Origin of the sequence: Ectothiorhodospira lacustris (assembly GCF_022227785.1) — a bacterium.
GTDB classification, from domain to species: Bacteria; Pseudomonadota; Gammaproteobacteria; order Ectothiorhodospirales; family Ectothiorhodospiraceae; genus Ectothiorhodospira; species Ectothiorhodospira lacustris.
This window is the reverse complement of sequence record NZ_JAJNQM010000075.1, coordinates 1-17,295: the sequence shown is the minus strand read 5'-3', so window position 1 is coordinate 17,295 and position 17,295 is coordinate 1. Positions and strand designations below refer to the sequence as shown.

At 63.2% G+C, this 17,295-nt stretch carries 15 protein-coding genes, 1 tRNA gene and 1 other RNA gene; 8 read left to right on the top strand and 9 right to left on the bottom strand.

Going from position 1 to position 17,295, the window contains the following annotated elements; translation table 11 throughout:
• The 5 genes from LQ952_RS12935 to LQ952_RS12915 all read right to left on the bottom strand — a co-directional run.
• A partial coding sequence (locus LQ952_RS12935) for a LuxQ periplasmic sensor domain-containing protein (protein ID WP_238623049.1) occupies window positions 1-1,194 on the bottom strand: 1,194 nt, incomplete at its 3' end.
• 18 nt (window positions 1,195-1,212) lie between these two features.
• Window positions 1,213-2,319, bottom strand: coding sequence for a substrate-binding domain-containing protein (locus LQ952_RS12930; protein WP_238623048.1), 1,107 nt, complete (start codon window positions 2,317-2,319; stop codon window positions 1,213-1,215).
• Window positions 2,320-2,503: 184 nt separating this feature from the next.
• Window positions 2,504-3,208: a metal-dependent hydrolase gene (locus LQ952_RS12925; RefSeq protein ID WP_238623047.1), complete on the bottom strand. Its 705-nt coding sequence runs from the start codon at window positions 3,206-3,208 to the stop codon at window positions 2,504-2,506.
• Between the two features lie 83 nt (window positions 3,209-3,291).
• Window positions 3,292-5,607 (bottom strand): carbamoyltransferase HypF, encoded by a 2,316-nt coding sequence (gene hypF / locus LQ952_RS12920; protein WP_238623046.1) that lies wholly within the window; start codon window positions 5,605-5,607, stop codon window positions 3,292-3,294.
• Between the two features lie 18 nt (window positions 5,608-5,625).
• Window positions 5,626-7,077 (bottom strand): TrkH family potassium uptake protein, encoded by a 1,452-nt coding sequence (locus LQ952_RS12915; protein WP_238623045.1) that lies wholly within the window; start codon window positions 7,075-7,077, stop codon window positions 5,626-5,628.
• 161 nt (window positions 7,078-7,238) lie between these two features.
• Between LQ952_RS12915 and LQ952_RS12910 the strand changes: the two genes are divergently transcribed.
• The 4 genes from LQ952_RS12910 (at window position 7,239) to LQ952_RS12895 (ending at window position 9,904) form a co-directional block, all read left to right on the top strand.
• On the top strand, window positions 7,239-7,688 hold the full coding sequence (locus tag LQ952_RS12910; protein ID WP_238623044.1) for a hypothetical protein: 450 nt from the start codon (window positions 7,239-7,241) through the stop codon (window positions 7,686-7,688).
• Window positions 7,688-9,124, top strand: a complete 1,437-nt coding sequence (locus LQ952_RS12905) for a sodium:solute symporter family protein (RefSeq protein WP_238623043.1) — start codon at window positions 7,688-7,690, stop codon at window positions 9,122-9,124. Before LQ952_RS12910 ends, LQ952_RS12905 begins: the two co-directional genes overlap by 1 nt.
• 225 nt (window positions 9,125-9,349) lie before the next feature.
• On the top strand, window positions 9,350-9,694 hold the full coding sequence (locus LQ952_RS12900) for a DUF1820 family protein (RefSeq protein WP_008932988.1): 345 nt from the start codon (window positions 9,350-9,352) through the stop codon (window positions 9,692-9,694).
• 119 nt (window positions 9,695-9,813) lie between these two features.
• Window positions 9,814-9,904: transfer RNA gene (locus LQ952_RS12895), tRNA-Ser, on the top strand.
• Between the two features lie 62 nt (window positions 9,905-9,966).
• Here the strand turns inward: LQ952_RS12895 and purU are convergent.
• From purU to ffs, 3 genes are all read right to left on the bottom strand, one after another.
• Complete coding sequence (gene purU / locus LQ952_RS12890; protein WP_238623042.1) at window positions 9,967-10,824, bottom strand: formyltetrahydrofolate deformylase; 858 nt, start codon at window positions 10,822-10,824, stop codon at window positions 9,967-9,969.
• A 21-nt stretch (window positions 10,825-10,845) separates the two neighbouring features.
• Window positions 10,846-11,616, bottom strand: coding sequence for an FKBP-type peptidyl-prolyl cis-trans isomerase (locus tag LQ952_RS12885; protein WP_238623050.1), 771 nt, complete (start codon window positions 11,614-11,616; stop codon window positions 10,846-10,848).
• Window positions 11,617-11,729: 113 nt separating this feature from the next.
• Window positions 11,730-11,826: signal recognition particle sRNA small type (gene ffs / locus LQ952_RS12880), an RNA gene on the bottom strand.
• A 245-nt stretch (window positions 11,827-12,071) separates the two neighbouring features.
• On the opposite strand from ffs, the gene LQ952_RS12875 reads away from it, so the two are divergent.
• The 3 genes from LQ952_RS12875 to ispG all read left to right on the top strand — a co-directional run bounded on the left by LQ952_RS12875 (window position 12,072) and on the right by ispG (window position 14,992).
• On the top strand, window positions 12,072-13,169 hold the full coding sequence (locus LQ952_RS12875; RefSeq protein ID WP_238623041.1) for a cache domain-containing protein: 1,098 nt from the start codon (window positions 12,072-12,074) through the stop codon (window positions 13,167-13,169).
• Between the two features lie 48 nt (window positions 13,170-13,217).
• The gene (locus LQ952_RS12870; protein ID WP_238623040.1) at window positions 13,218-13,685 is read left to right on the top strand and encodes a DUF8082 domain-containing protein; all 468 of its coding nucleotides are present in this window, start codon (window positions 13,218-13,220) and stop codon (window positions 13,683-13,685) included.
• 74 nt (window positions 13,686-13,759) lie between these two features.
• On the top strand, window positions 13,760-14,992 hold the full coding sequence (ispG, locus tag LQ952_RS12865; protein ID WP_238623039.1) for a flavodoxin-dependent (E)-4-hydroxy-3-methylbut-2-enyl-diphosphate synthase: 1,233 nt from the start codon (window positions 13,760-13,762) through the stop codon (window positions 14,990-14,992).
• On the opposite strand, the gene LQ952_RS12860 is transcribed toward ispG, so the two are convergent.
• Entirely contained in the window at window positions 14,993-16,468 is a 1,476-nt protein-coding gene (locus LQ952_RS12860) for an HDOD domain-containing protein (RefSeq protein WP_238623038.1), read from the bottom strand. It lies immediately after the preceding gene.
• A 118-nt stretch (window positions 16,469-16,586) separates the two neighbouring features.
• Here LQ952_RS12860 and motA point away from each other — a divergent pair.
• The coding region (gene motA / locus LQ952_RS12855; protein ID WP_238623037.1) for a flagellar motor stator protein MotA at window positions 16,587-17,295 on the top strand (709 nt) is incomplete at its 3' end.

Below are 17,295 nucleotides of genomic sequence, written 5' to 3'. Positions count from 1 at the left end.
TGCAATGGGGGAGCGAGTCCTGCGAGCACGGGCAATGGCCTGGGAAATGCGGTCGGCCAGCAGCCTGCGGTTGGGTACCCCCGTCAGGATGTCATAATGCGCCATGCGATCCAGTTCGTGCTGGTGAATCGAGATACGCCGAATGAGGTCATTGAAGGCGTTCACCAGCTGGCCCAACTCGTCATCGGTATGGAAACGAGGCTTGCTCAGCGGCCGCAACGGCCCGGCCGGCAATAGCTGCCGCGCCTGCTCGGCCAGGCGGCGCAAGGGCAAGGCGACGAAGCGGGTCAAAAACAGCAGGAGCCCCGCCATGACAATCACGATGACCGTCGCCAGCAGACTCATCACGGTGATCAGGATGCGGGCTTCGTCACGGGGATCTTCCACACTCATGATCATGACCGGCGCCTGGGTGATGGTGGTGAGGTTCAAGGGGCGCAGGGCGATGTAGAGCGAGTCATCGCGAATGAAGCCGTCGGCGGCATTGGTCGACGCCATCAGCCGGGGCCGGCCCCCGGACAGCAGAGTGTCGGCCGGAAGGGGTCCGACAAAGAGATGGTTGTCAATCATCCATCCCACTCCCTGCAGATCGGCCGCGCTCCTGACCCGATTGAACAGGCTTGGGCGGTCGGAAAGAATCACAGCCCCCTTGAAACTGCCCAGCCGGCGCCCGGTGTCCGGGTCGCGAAAATGCTGGGACACCACCAGCACCAGATGGGACCGCCCGCCTTCATCCACCATTTCGTGCAGCCGGCTGCCCGACAACCCGCTGTGGTTTTCGTGCTGTAGCGCCAGCCACTCCAGCAATGCCTCCTTGCGATAGACGGCAAAGCCTCCGGACAGCCACAGGGCATCCTCTTCACGACTGATGACCAGGCCGTCAAAAACGCCCTGGAGATCCAACTGTATCTGACGCAACAACAGATGTTCCGCCAGGTCCCGCCGCCCTTCCAGTACCGCCTGCTGCAAGGCGCGCAGACGCATGATTTCGTTGCTCATGCGCTGGATGCCCTCGATTTCCTGATCCAGGATCAGGCTTGCCAGGGCTGCACTGCGATCAAAACCTCGCTGCAATTCCGCCAGCGTGGCCTGACGGGTACCCTGGATGGTCAGCACCACCGCCAACACACTGAACAGCACCATGCCGCCACCCAGTGCAACGACGATCGTGTTGATCAGTGTACGTCTGGCCATGGGGGAAACGTTCCGAAATTAACGGCCGGTCAGAGGAGCGGGAAGGATTTGTCGTGACGGCGCATCCGCCGGTGCGCCGGAATAGCGAAAGGCCCGTTGCTTGAGATGATCGATCGTGGCGGCCTCCATGTCACGGGTCACCAGCACCATGTCCCCGGAAAACAGTTGCGGCACCCGATGCCCCTCCCCCTGCAGGTCCATGGCGATGGCCTCGGCCATCGCCACACCGGCATCATCATTCATGCGCATTATGGTGGCGGCCAGGGCTCCCGTACCGATCAGATGCAGTTCCTCGGCGCCGCCGCCCCAGCCATTAACGAGCGGGGTGTCCCCACGCCCCGCGTTCGCCACCGCCGCCACCGCCCCGAGCGCAATATCAGTGGCGCAGGCATAGATCAGGACCGCATTCGGGTAGCGCTTCAGCGCGTCCTCGGTCGCCCGACGGGCGACGTCCATCTGCAGGTGGGTCAAATAGGTAGCGCGGACCCGGAGCCCGGGGAAGGCGGCGATCTCACGGATGAATGTATCACCCCGGACTTCGCTGATATAGCCATCCCCCGCGTAGAGCACCACCACTTCTCCCTGCCCACTGGTCATACCGGCAAGGTGGCGCGCCAGCATGCGCGAACCCTCGATGTGGTCAAAACCCACATACAGGAAAGGCTGCATGCCGTCCCAGGCGCGCAAGGGAGTCGTAATATTCTGCAGGATGATTTTCGGACCCGCTCTGTCGGCGGAGGACATGGCCAGCAAACGCTCGGCCAAGCGGTGATGGATAGGCGTGTCCAGGGTATAGACGAGGTAATCAGGTTGCCCGGCCAGCGCCACCCGCAACTGCTCCGCCTGCAGCATGGGATCGATGCCGCCGGGCTGACTGGAATAGACCGTGATGGAGAGATTGAGCCCAAGTGCTCGGGCGCGGCGCTCAAAGGCCGTCAGGTTGCGCTGCCAATAGTCGGAAGCCTGCAGATCGGGATACAGCAGCGCCACTCTGACGACAGGTCTGTCGCTCATGTCGGCCGGTAGCGGCCGAGGAGCGCTTCTAACCCGCGCGGTAAAATCGTGGAGCAAGGACTGCTGGTCCGGATACCGACCCAGGTAGCTGCCGATGTCCCAGTACTGCATAAGATCATCCGCCCACGACATGCTGCTCCCAAGCAGAAGCAGCAAGGTCACGCTGAAAAGGAAACATCGGTGTTGCATGGCAGCGAGCCCGTTCCTCACCTGTCGGTCAGAGAAGCATATCAGAGCCGGGCATCCTACCGCTTCGAGAGGTGAGCCGTGGCCGCTCCTGCGGGCCAATGCCGGTCTAGCCCAGTAGCTGTACGCCGCGATGCAGCCACTGAATCAACTCATGGGGATAGGGCAGTAACCACACCAGTCCCATCAGGGCGGCCGTGGCCAGTAGGGATCCCACGGGGAAATCAGGTTCCCAGATCTTGAGGGCGGACCCGAACGATCGCTTAATACGGGCGTTGTTGATATCCACGCTGTAGGCCTCGTCCAGCACGAGATGGACCAGAAAACCCAGGAAGAGCGCCATCCCTTGCAGCCAGATGGTCAGGGGTTCCGACGCCAGACACTGCAGTCCCAGATAGACCCAGCCGAGCCCCCACAGGCCGCCCACCACCAAGCTGTGACACAGCCCCCGGTGGCGGGTCAACCTCTGGAACAGGTAGGCGGCCGGGTAACGGATCAGCAACCAGACCAGAAAACCCGCCGCGATGGCTTCACAGGAGACGGTCTGCCCCGGCACGGTGAACAGGGGCGTGGTCTGCATCCGGGTGGTCAAACTGGAAGCGACAATGGCCGCCGCCAATGCCAGCAGGGAAAACAGCCAACGCTGGGGCCGACCTCCGTCCACATCGATATCGGGCAACAGGGTACCCGCCACCAGGAATACACCCAGGATCAGGCTGTCCGACCAGGACAACATGCCGGTGACGGCGATCCCCGAAGCCATACCCGTTGCGACCATGCCGGCCACTGCCACATGGGTTGCGAAATTGGCCATAATTGATTGTTATTACCTAAACCATTAACAATCACGATATCTTAGCATTATGGCTGAATAGATGGACAGTTGGTCTATCCGCATCAGATCGGGGCCTGCAGGGCGATCCACGCCTGTCCCAGGCTCAGGCCACCGTCATTAGGCGGCGACCACTGCGGCTTGTAGACCCGGAACCCGGCACCGGTGAGGCGCTCAACCAGATCCTGCATCAGCACCTGGTTGAGACAGCACCCGCCCCCCAGGACGAGATCACGGATGCCCTGCGCCCTGGCCGCCTCGATCAACCAGCAAGCCAGACCCTGGGCCACGGTGGCATGGAAGACACCGGCGCCGGTACCCGGGTCCATGCCGTCGGCAAGCCGGGACAGCAACGGCATGAAATCCAGCACCCCCTGATCCACCACCCAGCCGCCGGACAGGGGGACTTCCGGCCCGTGGCGGGCGGCCAGTCCTTCCAGCAGCATGGGGGCCTGTCCTTCGAAGCGGGCCACCCACTTCACCCGCAGCAAAGCGGACGCCGCATCGAACAGGCGCCCGAGGCTGGTAGTGAGATGGGGATTACGTTCGGTGTCCATCTGTTTGGGCAGCCCCTGGGCGGCGGCAAAAACCTGATAACGATCCGGTATCTCATGGCTCCGACCCAGGGTATGCAAGACTGCGGCCGCCATGCGCCAGGGTTCCCGGGTGGCCTGGTCGCCACCCGGCAGCGGCAGGGGGCGCAGGTGCCCCAGGCGCTGATAACTGGCGCCGTCAACCCGCAGCAGTTCCCCGCCCCAGGCGGCGCCGTCGTCCCCCAGGCCGTACCCGTCCAGGGCCAACCCGATCACGGGACGATCCAGTTGGTGTTCCGCCTGAACAGCCGCCAAGTGGGCGTGATGATGCTGGACCCGCAGCAGCGGCACATCCAGCATCTTGGCCAGGCGCATGGCCAGCCGGGTGCTGTAGTAATCCGGATGTAGATCACAGGCAATGCGCTCGGGGCGGATGCGCAGCAGCAGCATCAGGTGCTCGACGGTTTCGTCCAGGGCCCGGCAACTTGCGGGGCTGTCCAGATCGCCCACATGCTGGGACAGAAAGGCCTGCTGCCCCCGAGTGATGCAGGCGGTGTTGTTGTACCAGGCGCCGGTGCCCAGGACACAGGGTCCGGAGCGGGGCAAGCGCACCGGCTCGGGGGTGAATCCCCTGCCCCGCCGCAGGAACCCCGGGCCGGTCGACGTCATGCGGACCACACTGTCATCACAGCGAACCCGGATGTCCCGGTTATGCACCAGCAGGGTATCGGCGATCTGGCCCAGCCGGTCCACTGCGCCCTGATTGCTGATGATGACCGGCTCACCGAAGGGATTGGCGGAGGTGCAGACCAACAGCAGAGATTGGGGTTCTTCCTGCAGCCAGCGGGTGCCGTCGGGCCGTCCGGCGGCCTCGTGGAACAGCAGATACTGTAGCGGCGTATAGGGAAGCATCACCCCCAGGCGCTGCATGCCGGGCGCCACCCCCTCCAGCGTGGGGCGGCTGTCCGGTTTGCGTCGCAGCAGGACGATCGGCCGGGCATAGCCCTTGAGCAAATGCGTCTCCTCCGGCTGCAGCTGTACCAGATCGCGGATGGAGGCCAGGTTGGCGGCCATGATGGCGAAGGGCTTTTCTTCCCGCTGCTTGCGAGCCCGAAGACGGGCAACGGCGTCCTCGTTGCGGGCATCGCACATCAGGTGGAACCCCCCCAGTCCCTTGACCGCCAGGATCTTGCCGGCCTGGATCTGCTGCAATGCCGCCTGGATGACGTCGTCCACCGGCAAGGGCATGCCGGTAGGGTCCAGCAGGCTCAGCCTTGGGCCGCACTCGGGGCAGGCGTTGAGCTGGGAATGAAAGCGCCGCTGGCCGGGATCCTGGTATTCCCGGCGGCAGGCGGCACACAGGGTGAACGCGGCCATGCTGGTGTGGGCGCGGTCATAGGGGATGGCGGTCATGGCCGTATAGCGGGGGCCGCAATGGGTGCAGCCGATGAAGGCATCGCGGTAGCGGCGATTGCAGGGATCGAAGAGTTCTTCCAGACACTGGGGGCAGACGGCAGCGTCCGGGGTCATGCCGGTGGCAATGGCACCGCCCACGCTGGGCACGATGGCAAAACCGCACATCTCGGGGATGGGTTCCAGGTGGTTGGCCTCGACCACGTCGACCCGGGCCAGCGGGGGTGGGTGATGGGAGAGCCGGTGCAGGAACTGATCTACCGAATGCTGAGCCCCCTGAACCATGAGTTCGACACCGGCCGGATCATTGCGCACCCAGCCCGACAGATTCAGCTCCGTGGCAAGGCCATGGATGAAGGGCCGGAACCCGACCCCCTGAACCTGGCCGCGGACCCAGACCCGCAGACAAACGACGATGGGATGCTTTTTGGACATAGGGAAAATCTTATCGGGTCAGTGCCGCCAGAAGGCCGGGGTGAACAGAACCAGCAGGGTGAAGACCTCCAGCCGCCCCAGCAGCATGGCAAACATCAAAACCCATTTAGCCAGATCACTGATATTGCTGTAATTTTCGGCCACCTCACCCAACCCGGGCCCCAGGTTGGTGATGTTGGCCGCCACCGCGGAAAAGGCCGTCACCTGATCCAGCCCCGTGGCCATCAGGATCATCATCATCAGACCGAACAACGCCACATACGTTGCAAAGAACCCCCACACCGCGTCCACCACCCGGTCCGGCACCGGTTTCCTGCCCACCTTGATGATCACCTGGGCCTGGGGATGCACCAGCCGGATCACCTCTCGATACCCCTGCTTGATCAGCAGCATGAACCGGATCACCTTGATGCCGCCGGCGGTGGACATGGCACAGCCGCCGATGAAGGCCACCAGTACCAGCAGGACCGGCAGAAACAGGGGCCACTGGTCAAAACTGTCGGTGGCAAAACCTGCCGTGGTCCCGATGGAGACGGTGTGAAAGATGGCCTGATGGAGGGTATCGCCCCAACCGCCGTAGTGCCGGGTCAGCATCAGGGTGACCGTGACCACGATCCCGGTGGTAACCATGATGCCGATGAACCAGCGCACCTCCGGGTCCTGCAGGTAGTGCTTGAAGGCGCGGCTCCGCCAGGCCAGGAAATGCATGGCGAAATTGATCCCGGCGATGAACATGAAGATCACACAGATCATGGAGATCAGCGGGCTGTCGAAGTGCCCGATGCTGGCATCGTACGTGGAGAAACCGCCGATCGCCACGGTGGAAAAACTATGGCCGATGGCATCAAACCAACTCATGCCCGCGGCCCAGTAGGCGGTGGCGCAGGCGATGGTCAGGGTGAGGTAGATGTACCACAGGGCCTTGGCGGTCTCGGCGATGCGGGGGGTGAGCTTGGAATCCTTCACCGGCCCCGGGGTCTCGGCCCGATAGAGCTGCATGCCCCCGACCCCCAGCATGGGCAGGATGGCCACCGCCAGCACGATGATACCCATGCCGCCCAGCCACTGCAGCTGCTGGCGGTAGAAGCGGATGGATTCAGGCAGGTCCTCGATACCGGTAAGTACCGTGGCACCCGTGGTGGTGAGCCCGGACATGCTCTCAAAGGCGGCATCGGTGATGGAGATGCTGGGGGCGTGGGAGAGGGTCAACGGCACGGCGCCGGACAGCCCCAGCACGGTCCAGAACAGTACCACCACCAGAAAACCGTCGCGGGTGCGCAGCTCCTGGCGGCGACGACACACCGGCAACCAGATCAGGGTGCCGACGGCGAGGATGATCCCGAAGGAGACCAGAAACGGCACCAGCCCTTGATCGTCGTAAATTAAAGCCACCAGGGCCGGGGGCAGCATGGTGACGCTGAAGAGCATCAGCAGCAGCCCGACGACACGGAGCACCGAAGACCAGTACATGAGGTGATTCCAGGGAGTTCAGGGGCGCATAAATTAGGCCACAGGAGGTGGGTGGTGCAAACAATTTGGGGTTTTACGGGTACGGGGGCGACCTTGACCCTCGTTTCTCGGGGGTCTAGGGTAAAAATGGGGAAGCAAGGCCTTTGCAGGCGGAGACTGCCATGCCACATCGTCACGCACCACATGCCCTGTGGGCACTCGCACTGAGCGCCATCCTGATGATGCCGTCGCTTGCCCTCGCCCAGGCCGTGCCCACGCTGGACGCCACCACCCAGATCGCCCGCGCCGGTTACTATCAACTCCGATGGGGCATGACGGGCGCCGACGGCGCCGTCTACCGCCTGGAAGAGTCCCGATCCATGGACTTCAGCGAACCGCAGGTCCTCTACGAGGGGGCCGACCGGGCCACCGTGATCAGCGGTCGCAGTGACGGCACCTTTCATTACCGGGTCCAGGCCACCCTGGCCGACGACGCCCGCTCGGACTGGAGCCCTCCTCTGACCGTCGAAGTCAGACATCACGCCCTCTATCAGGCCCTGGCCCTCTTCGGCGTGGGTGCCTTTGTTTTCCTGGCCACCATCGCCCTGATCGTCACCGGCAGGAGAGACTGATGAGCATTCAGGAAACCGCCATTCTGGAGCCGGGGCTGGCCTGGTTGCTGATCGCCCTGTTCACCGCCCTGTATGTGGGTCTGGGCTGGTTCTTCGGCCGCCGGGACAAGGAGCTGGATCAGTTCGTCCTGGCCGGACGCAAGGTGGGCCTGGCGGTGGGGACCGCCACCGCCATGGCCACTTGGGTGACCAGCAACACCACCATGATGGCCCCCCAACTGGCCTACCAGATCGGTATCTGGGGCATGATCGGCTATGCCTTGGGTTCCGTGGGTCTACTGCTGTTTGCGCCGCTGGCCAAGCGTATCCGCTTCCTCATGCCCCATGGCTATACCAGCGGCGACTTCGTGCGCCTGCGCTACGGCCATGTCGCCTGGCGGATCTTTCTGGCCATTTCCCTTTTCTATAGTTTCGGCTGGTTGGTGAGCCTGGGCATGGCCGGGGGCGTGCTCACCCATGCCCTATCGGGCATCCCCTACTGGCAGGGCATGACGGTGATCCTGGCGGCCTGCGTGGCCTATACCCTGATCGGCGGTTTTCGCGCCGTCATCGGCACGGACTTCATCCAGTCGATCCTGATCCTCATCGGCCTGGTGGCCATCGCCTGGCTGGTGATCGGCCGCATCGGCTTTGACGAGATCCACCTCAGCCTGCAGCTGGAACGGCCGGAACTGCTCACCCTGCTGATGCCCGCGGCGATCATGTTCCTGTTCAACAACCTGCTCTTCGGCATGGGAGAAATCTTCCATTCCAACGTATGGTGGACCCGGGCCTATTCCTTTCGCGAGGGGGTGGGCATGTGGGCCTACCTGCTGGCGGGCCTTTTCTGGGCACCGATCCCCATCGTGGCGGGTTTCATCGCCCTGGCCGCGCCGGCGCTGGGGGTGAACATTCCGGCCGCCGACATGGTGGGTCCTATCGTCGCCTCGGAACTGCTGGGGCTGGCGGGGGCCATCATCGTGCTGGTCATGGTATTCGCCGCCCTGGCCTCCAGCCTGGACTCCCTGCTGGCGGCCACCGCCATGCTGGTGGTGCGCGATATTTACTATCGGCATCTGCGCCCCCAGGCCACGGCGGATCACCTGCGCACCGCCACCAAGGTGACCATCCTGCTGCTGGGGATCATCGCCTGGCTGCTCTGTCTGCCGCGCATCACCACCCTGGCGGAGCTTCTGCATTTCACCGGGGCCTTCGTGGCCAGCACCATCTGGCCCATTGCCGCCGGGCTGTACTGGCGCCGGACCAACCGCATCGGGGCCTCCCTGGCCATGGTGCTGGGGAGTCTGGCGGGGATTGGCGCCTATTTCCTGATCGGTTTCTATGTGGGTGCCCTGGTGGGGGCGGCCGTCTCCATGGTGATCGTGCTGCTGACCACCTGGCTGTGGCCCCAGTCCTTTGACTGGCAAACCCTCAATGAGCCGCCGCCCAGCCACTAGAACAGGAGCATCATCCATGGCATCCGTTGAATTACTGACCGTACTGATCGTCACCTCCACCGTGATCACCACCCTGTGCATCCTGGTGCTGCTGGGGCTGGTGGTGCGCGACTGGCGCAACGGGACGTTGTGGTAAACCAGGGGATCAGGTGGAAGCTCTGCTAGAATGCCCTGCCCGCTCCTGTCACGAGCGGCCGTACCCGTCATACCCTTTGCAGAGACGACATGGCCAGTTCCAAGCATATCTATCGAGTCTGTTTCATCAACCAGGGCAAGGTGTACGAGGTCTTCGCCCGCCAAGTGTATCAGAGTGAGATGTACGGTTTCGTGGTGGTGGAAGAGCTGATCTTCGGTGAGCGCAGCGCCATCGTGGTGGACCCCGGCGAGGAAAAGCTCAAGACCGAGTTCGCGTCCGTCACCCGCAGCCTGATCCCGATGCATGCCATCATCCGCATCGACGAGGTGGAAAAGGAAGGCGTGGCCAAGATCAGCGAGCTGGGCGCCAACGTCACCGCCTTCCCGGCCAGCTACCTGCCCCAGGGGGGGACCCCCCCGCGCAAGGACGGCTAGAAAAAATCGGTAAAGGGATTTGCCAAAGCCGAAAGATTCGGGTATCTTTCGGCACCTTGATCGGGACGGGCAAGGCCCACCGGATCAAGCGTCTGCCCTTGCGCAGCGCGACAATCAGCGGAGAGGTGGCCGAGCGGTCGAAGGCGCACGCCTGGAAAGTGTGTATACGGTAACCCCGTATCGAGGGTTCGAATCCCTCCCTCTCCGCCATACAAGAGTACAAAAAAGCCACCGGAAACGGTGGCTTTTTTGTTATCGTCGCGGGGAAGTACTCAATCAAACACCACCGTCTTGTTGCCGTGCACCAGCACCCGGTCTTCCAGATGGTAGCGCAGGCCCCGGGCCAGCACGGCCCGCTCCACGTCGCGCCCCAGTCGCACCAGATCATCCACCGTGTCGTCGTGACGAACGCGGATCACGTCCTGTTCGATGATCGGCCCTTCATCCAGCTGATCGGTCACGTAATGACAAGTGGCACCGATCAGCTTCACGCCCCGATCGAAGGCCCGGTGATAGGGCCTGGCGCCGACAAAGGACGGCAGGAAGCTGTGGTGGATATTGATCACGCGCCCGGCATAACGGGCACACATGTCGGGAGGCAGGATCTGCATGTAGCGAGCCAGCACCACCACGTCCGCCCGGGCCTCGTCCACCAGCCCGGAGACCCGGGCAAAGGCCGCCGCCTTCTCCTGCCGATCTACGGGGACATGGTGGTAAGGAATCCCGTGCCACTCCACATAGTCCCGCATGTCCTCGTGATTGGAAATCACGCAGGGGATATCCATGGGCAGGTCCCCGGAGCGCCAGCGATAGAGCAGATCCGTCAGACAGTGGTCCAGCTTGCTCACCAGGGGCACCACGCGCCGGGGCAGACGGGCGTCGGTGACGTGCCACTGCATGGCGAACTCCCGGGCGATGGGTTCGAAGGCCTGGCGGAAACCGTCGACATCGAAGGGCAGCGTGCCGGCATCGATCTCGTAGCGCATGAAGAACCAGCCGGTGGAGGCATCCGAGTGCTGGCTGGCCTCGGTGATGGAACCGCCGTGACCGGCCAGGAACCCGCTCACGGCGGCAACGATGCCCACCCGGTCAGGACAGGAGATGATCAGCCGATAACGATGAGGCGACATGAACCGGGATCCCTTTTCTGTTCAGCATCGCTGACCGGACTGCAGGCTGGGGCAATCGCTGCTGACGGTGCGCCCCTCCCCCAACCAGCCCAGGATGCCGTCGGTGACGTTCATCACTTGGGTGTAAGCCGCTTCTTCAGCCATGAACCGAGCCAGTACGCCGGTGCGGTTACCCACCCGGCAGATGAGCACGAAGGGCTCGTCCCGCTCCACCACCCGGGTCAGATGGCGGGGGAAACTGCGCACGAAGCGGCCGTTGGCATCAAAGGCAGTGATCAGGTAGCTGCCCTCCAACACCCCGGTCTCGCGCCATTCCTCCGGCCGCCGGATGTCGATGACCTTGACCCCGGCGGCGATGAGCTCGGCCAGTTCGTCGTTGCTCACGTTGGCAAAGGGCGGCGATTCCACCGCCACCAACTCCACCTCGAAGCGCAGGGTGGCATTGGGCGGAATCGACCGGCCCGCGCCCCGCTCACCGTAACCCAACCGAGGCGGAATGATCAGTTCCCGCTGGCCACCGGCCTGCATGCCCAGAAGACCCGTTTCCCAGCCGGGGATGACCTGCCCCTGCCCCAGGATCAGGCTCAGGGGCTCGCCCCGGTCATGGCTGGAATCAAACTGAGTGCCATCTTCCAGCCAGCCGGTGTAATGCACCCGCACGGCATGGTGGCGATCGGCGCGGGGGCCGTCGCCGGTCTTGAGATCACGGATCTGGAGTTCGGCTGCGCCCGCCGGGGCAAGCAGCAGACAAGCGGCAACCAGGGCAAGCAAGAAGGACAGAGAGGATTTGATCACAGCGGGCAGGTCTCCATGGACATCCAAGATGTGGCCATGGTAGCGGGCATCGGACCGGCAAGGCCAGCCCTCGGGCGGTGTCCGCCATCATCAACGATAAGGGTGGCAACCCGCACCAGCCACACCCCGGCGCCCAAGTCCACTGTTACCGTTGCTCCCTTCCGGGCCTGGCGGGGTTCACAGCTTATTGTCGCGAGGGGACCGGTGCAGGTCACCATAACAAGGTGATTGGCGCGGTCGGGACAAAACCGACCCGCCAAAAGGGCCTCGGATTATGCGTCCATGAAACCCTTGCGTCAACCGGGTTGCCGGACACAAGGGCCATTCAGGCAAGGTTTATCGGGTCTTTCAGGGGGATCGTCGGTGTGCAGTGCCTAATTTGCGTTCAAAACCGCCCGACCCGATTACACTCCCGACCTGAACCGCAGGGTCTTCCCCAGGAGCGCCGGATAATGTCTGCAGAACGGAAACTGTTCCACCTCAGGATCTTTCATAAAATCCTTCTTACCTTGCTGCTGGTGGCCTTCATTCCCATCGCGGGGGCGCTCTACATCGCCGTGTATCAGATCGAGCGCAGCTGGCACGACAATGTGAGTCGACAACTGATGCTCACCAGCCAGGGCCTTGCCGACCGGATCGACGGCTGGCTGGACATGAATCTCAGGGTGTTGTCCCAGAATGCGGCACTGCCGGACATCCGGGCCATGGACACCGAACGGCAGAGGGCGCCGCTCAAGGCGCTGGACGATGCCTATGAGTGGGTCTACCTGGCCTTCACGGTTGACCCGGAGGGGCGGAACATCGGACGTAATGACGACAACCCCCTGACCTACTACGGTGACCGCGGCTACTTCAGACAGGTCATCGAGGGTGCGCCCGTGGGGCAGCAGGTCCTCATCGGCCGTACCAGCGGAAGGCCGGCCCTGATCCTGGCCAAACCGATTCTTGATGACGGCGGGGAAGGACCGTCAAACCTGGTGGGGGTGATGGCGACGGCCCAGCACCTGGTGGATGTCTCCGATGCCACCACCCGGGCCAGAATCGGTGACACCGGCTTCACCATGGTGCTGGACCCCGCCCGTCAGCTGATCGCCCACGGCCAGCCGGAACAGGTGGAGGGACAGCTCCAGGATTACGGCTGGCACCCCATTCTGGCCACCCCGGGGGCCGACCAGTATCCCGTGATCATCGAACATCAAGGGCAACGCCTGGTGGGTTTCCGGCAGGAGATCGGGCTGGGCTGGACGGTCATGATCCAGCAGGATTATCAGGAGGCCTTCGCGCCTCTGCTCAAGGCCCGCAGGGATGCCATGACCATGAGTGCCATCACGCTGGTGCTGGTGGTCCTGATCGCCTTCCTGCTGGCCCGGCAGATTTCGCGTCCCATCGTGCAGCTGACCCGGGCCGCGGAGGGGCTCAGCCGAGGTCAGTTCGATCACGGGATCGCCGGTACCCACCGGGGAGACGAGATCGGCGCGCTGGCGCGCGCCATCGAACGCATGTCAGTGAGCATCAGAATCGCCCTTGAACGCCTCCGCAAACCCGCCTGAACCCAGGCTTGCGGATGTTCCGGAACTGCCTAACAGGGTGAAGCCATCATGGAAAGAAACAGCATATTTGCCAAGACCAGCAAGGGCAAAACAGCCATCAACAACAAGGACCGGTCGCTCTCCATTGATGCGCGACGTATCCTCATCATGGTCAACGGCGCTCGAACCACCGGGGAACTGCTGGATCAGTTCTCCGGTTTCACGGATGTGGCCACCCATCTCCAGGGGCTGCTGGACGATGATCTCATCGTCGATATCCGGTCCGCAGGCGGGAAGGCAGCGGCCCTGCCTGCGGACCCGTCGCAACACGTGCCGGTCACCCCGCTTGATGATGCACTCAGGCAGCGACTGGAACGGGAGATCATCGAGTTCATGGGCCCCATGGGGATACTCATCTGCGAGGAGGCGTGGCCCCGGGTGACCACCCTGGATGAAGCCCTGGAGGTGTTGTCCAGCCAGCTGGATACGCCGGAACAGGCCAGAAAATTTCGCCTCAGCGTGCTCAAGGCCGGCTGATATCCGCACAAGGCCCCTGAAAAAACAATTCCTGATAAGATTGCACAACTCCAAGAACGGGATCCTTGCCGCTGATGAATGCCAATATTCCAGGTTACCGTCGCCATGTCACCGTCCCTGTCCGCGTCGGCCATGTGGTGGTCGGTGGTGACGCCCCGGTGGTGGTGCAGTCCATGACCAACACCGATACCGCCGACGTGGAAAAGACCACCCGTCAAGTGGCCGACCTGGCCCGGGGCGGTTCGGAACTGGTACGTATCACGGTCAATACCGAAGAAGCCGCCGCTGCCGTTCCCCACATCCGTGAAGCGCTGGATGCCATGGGCCTGAACGTGCCCCTGGTGGGAGATTTCCATTTCAATGGTCATCGCCTGCTCAGCAAGTATCCGGCCTGTGCCGAGGCCCTGGCCAAGCTGCGCATCAACCCGGGTAATGTGGGCCGCGGTGCCCGGCGCGACACCCAGTTCGCCCAGATGATCGAGATGGCCTGCCGCTATGACAAGCCGGTACGGATCGGCGTCAACTGGGGCAGCCTGGATCAGGAACTGCTCGCCCGCATGATGGACGAAAACGCCCGGCGGGATCAGCCGCTGGATGTCCAGGACATCAACCGCGAGGCCCTGATCGAGTCCGCCCTGAGCAGCGCCCGGCGCGCCGAGGAGATCGGCCTGCCCCATGACCGCATCCTGCTCTCCTGCAAGGTCAGCGGTGTCCAGCCCCTGATTCGTGTCTATACCGATCTGGCCGCCCGCTGCGACTATCCCCTGCACCTGGGCCTGACCGAGGCGGGCATGGGCGTCAAGGGCATCGTCGCCTCCACTGCCGCCCTGGCGGTGCTGCTGCAGCAAGGCATCGGCGATACCATCCGCGTCTCCCTCACCCCGGAACCGGGGGCCGAGCGGGTCAAGGAAGTGATCGTGGCCCAGGAAATCCTGCAGAGCCTGGAACTGCGACGCTTCATCCCGGCCGTGGTGGCTTGCCCCGGTTGCGGCCGCACCTCCAGCGATTATTTCCAGCACCTGGCCCAGGATATTCAGAACTATATCCGCCACAACATGCCCGACTGGAGCAAGCGCTATCCGGGCGTCGAGGAGATGACCGTGGCAGTAATGGGCTGCGTGGTCAACGGCCCGGGGGAAAGCAAGCATGCCAACATCGGCATCAGCCTGCCGGGTACCGGTGAAATGCCCGTGGCCCCGGTCTATGAGGATGGCGAAAAGACCGTCACCCTCAAGGGCGACCATATCGCCGAGGAATTCCAGCAACTGGTGGAGCAGTACATCGAACGCCGCTACGGCAGGGGCTGATCAGCGCAACGTGCGGATCGGCTCGGCACGGGGCCGGGGCCTGGCTCCGGCCGCCTGCTGCAACCTCAGCAGCTCGGCCTGAGCCAGCGTCGTCAAGCGATTGAACCCGGCCAGGGCCCGCTTATCCAGCGCACAAGCCCGGGAACGCCGGTCGGCGTAGACCATGCCGACGGGGTGCTCTCCGGCAAACAGGGAGTGGGCGAAGAATTCCTGGACGCCAATGGCCGCACGCAGGGATTCGGGCACCTGCGGCCACATCTCCGCCACGTTGCCGGGATTGAGCCAAAACGAGGCAGGGCGCCTCATGAGCACCGTCAGCAGATGGCGTCCATTGAGATCAATGGTGGCCCGATTGAAATCCGGTTCATAATCGGTGCCTTCCATAGAGGCCGGCACCAGCCTCTCCCCACCGTCCTCCAGACGGGCGAAGACAACCCGGTTCAGTCCAAGACCGTGGTGCAAACCGGCCAGCAACACCTCCACCACCTCATCTTCATCGGCCGACGCGGCGGCCTGAAGGCGGGCTTCAGCCTGCGCAAACCGGTCCGACCTGGGCGCCAGACAGAAGGCCGGCGCGGGTGATGTCGGACCCTGTGGCAACTGTCCGGCGATATCCTCGATCTGCAGTTCCGGGATCGGTGCCATGATGCCGTAAAGATCCCCATAAAGATTGAACTCCCCGGAGACGCGGTTGATCTGTGTCACCACGGTTTCCGCATCCACATCCAGATACTCAGCCGCCAGCCGCAAATCTCCGACCAGCCCCGGGCTGCACCAACCCCGCATCGCTTCACGGGCCAGTTTGGCCGCCAGCATGACCCCCAGGGTGCGCAGGTGGCGGGCATTGGCAGGACGCATGCAATGCCGCACCATCTCCGGCAGTTGCCAGGACTCCGCCAACTGGTGGCCCACGGCGCGCAGGCTCAGATCCAAGGCCACATATTCCGCCTCATGGGGTAGAACGGAGCTATCCGCCATCAGCGAGAGGTAGCGCTGGATCCGCCGTTCCTCATGGGCCGCCAGGACCAGCTCGCCCAGGTTGTAAAACAAACCGGCCAGGGAGACCTCGGCGGGGATCATGTCGTGGCGGATGTCACCCCAGACCTCCGCCAACAGGGCGGTATAGGCGGAACGGGCAGCCACCTGGAGATAGCGGGCCTGGGCGGCAGGATCGAGCAGGCGCTCCAGCGGCATGACATTTTCCATGCAGCGCAAAATACCCTGGATGCCGATCATCATGGCGGCCTCGTCCAGGGACACCACCTCGCTGTGGAAGTGGCGATGGGGCACCGCGTTGGCGGTGCGAACGACGCTGAGGGCCAGCCCCGGATCCCGCTGGATCAGACGAGCCACCAGACGCATGCTGGATATCTGATCCGAGTCCAGATCAGCCAGTAACCCGCGGGTACCCGGCAGCAAGGGAAGGCCCCTTTCACCAAAAACACCGACCCACTGGCCCGGTACGTGTTTGCCCATCAGCTCGCTCCTTCAGATTGAGCAGTGCTTCACAGAGTTAGATTCGGTTATTATGGCCCGCATTCTCACATCCTAGCCAGCCCAAAGCCCCAGCCAGGCACCCGGAGGAACACGGCCCGTGAATCTCATTCTAGGCTCAATCATCGTTATCGTTGCCGTACTGGGCGGATGGTCCCTTCATGGCGGGCAGCTCATCCTGATCTGGCAGCCCTACGAGTTCATCATCATCATCGGGGCGGCCTTGGGGGCCTTCGTCATTGCCAACCCCATGAAGACAATCATGAAGGTCATCACCCTCATTCCCAAAATGATGGGCGGCCCCGTCTACAAGAAAGACGATTACATGGAGCTGCTGAGCCTGATGTATGACCTCTTCACCAAGGCGCGCAAGGAAGGGCTGATGGGCATCGAAGGGGATGTTGAAGAGCCGGAAAACAGCCCCCTGTTCGAAAAATACCCCCGGGTACTGAAGAATCATCATGCGGTGGAATTCATCTCGGACTACATGCGTCTGGTGGTCAGCGGCAGCATGAACTCCTTCGAGCTGGACAACCTGATGGATATCGATATCGAAACCCACCACCATGAGGCGGCAGACCCCGCCCATGCGGTGAGCCGGGTGGCCGACGGTCTGCCGGCCTTCGGTATCGTCGCGGCAGTGCTGGGCATCGTGAATACCATGACCGCCCTGGACGGCCCCATCGACAAGATCGGTGGCCTGGTGGCCGCCGCACTGGTGGGTACCTTCACCGGGATCCTCCTGGCCTACGGTTTTGTGGGTCCTCTGAGCAATGCCCTTGAACGACGCGCCGACGAAGAAAGCAAAT

Excerpts from the sequence above, each read along its gene's own strand:
- LQ952_RS12875 (WP_238623041.1), top strand. The coding sequence starts at position 12,072 with ATGTCTGCAGAACGGAAACTGTTCCACCTCAGGATCTTTCATAAAATC.
- LQ952_RS12910 (WP_238623044.1), top strand. The coding sequence starts at position 7,239 with ATGCCACATCGTCACGCACCACATGCCCTGTGGGCACTCGCACTGAGC.
- LQ952_RS12930 (WP_238623048.1), bottom strand. The coding sequence starts at position 2,319 with ATGCAGTACTGGGACATCGGCAGCTACCTGGGTCGGTATCCGGACCAG.
- hypF (WP_238623046.1), bottom strand. The coding sequence starts at position 5,607 with ATGTCCAAAAAGCATCCCATCGTCGTTTGTCTGCGGGTCTGGGTCCGC.
- purU (WP_238623042.1), bottom strand. The coding sequence starts at position 10,824 with ATGTCGCCTCATCGTTATCGGCTGATCATCTCCTGTCCTGACCGGGTG.
- LQ952_RS12905 (WP_238623043.1), top strand. The coding sequence starts at position 7,688 with ATGAGCATTCAGGAAACCGCCATTCTGGAGCCGGGGCTGGCCTGGTTG.
- LQ952_RS12870 (WP_238623040.1), top strand. The coding sequence starts at position 13,218 with ATGGAAAGAAACAGCATATTTGCCAAGACCAGCAAGGGCAAAACAGCC.
- LQ952_RS12900 (WP_008932988.1), top strand. The coding sequence starts at position 9,350 with ATGGCCAGTTCCAAGCATATCTATCGAGTCTGTTTCATCAACCAGGGC.
- ispG (WP_238623039.1), top strand. The coding sequence starts at position 13,760 with ATGAATGCCAATATTCCAGGTTACCGTCGCCATGTCACCGTCCCTGTC.
- LQ952_RS12925 (WP_238623047.1), bottom strand. The coding sequence starts at position 3,208 with ATGGCCAATTTCGCAACCCATGTGGCAGTGGCCGGCATGGTCGCAACG.
- LQ952_RS12860 (WP_238623038.1), bottom strand. The coding sequence starts at position 16,468 with ATGGGCAAACACGTACCGGGCCAGTGGGTCGGTGTTTTTGGTGAAAGG.
- LQ952_RS12915 (WP_238623045.1), bottom strand. The coding sequence starts at position 7,077 with ATGTACTGGTCTTCGGTGCTCCGTGTCGTCGGGCTGCTGCTGATGCTC.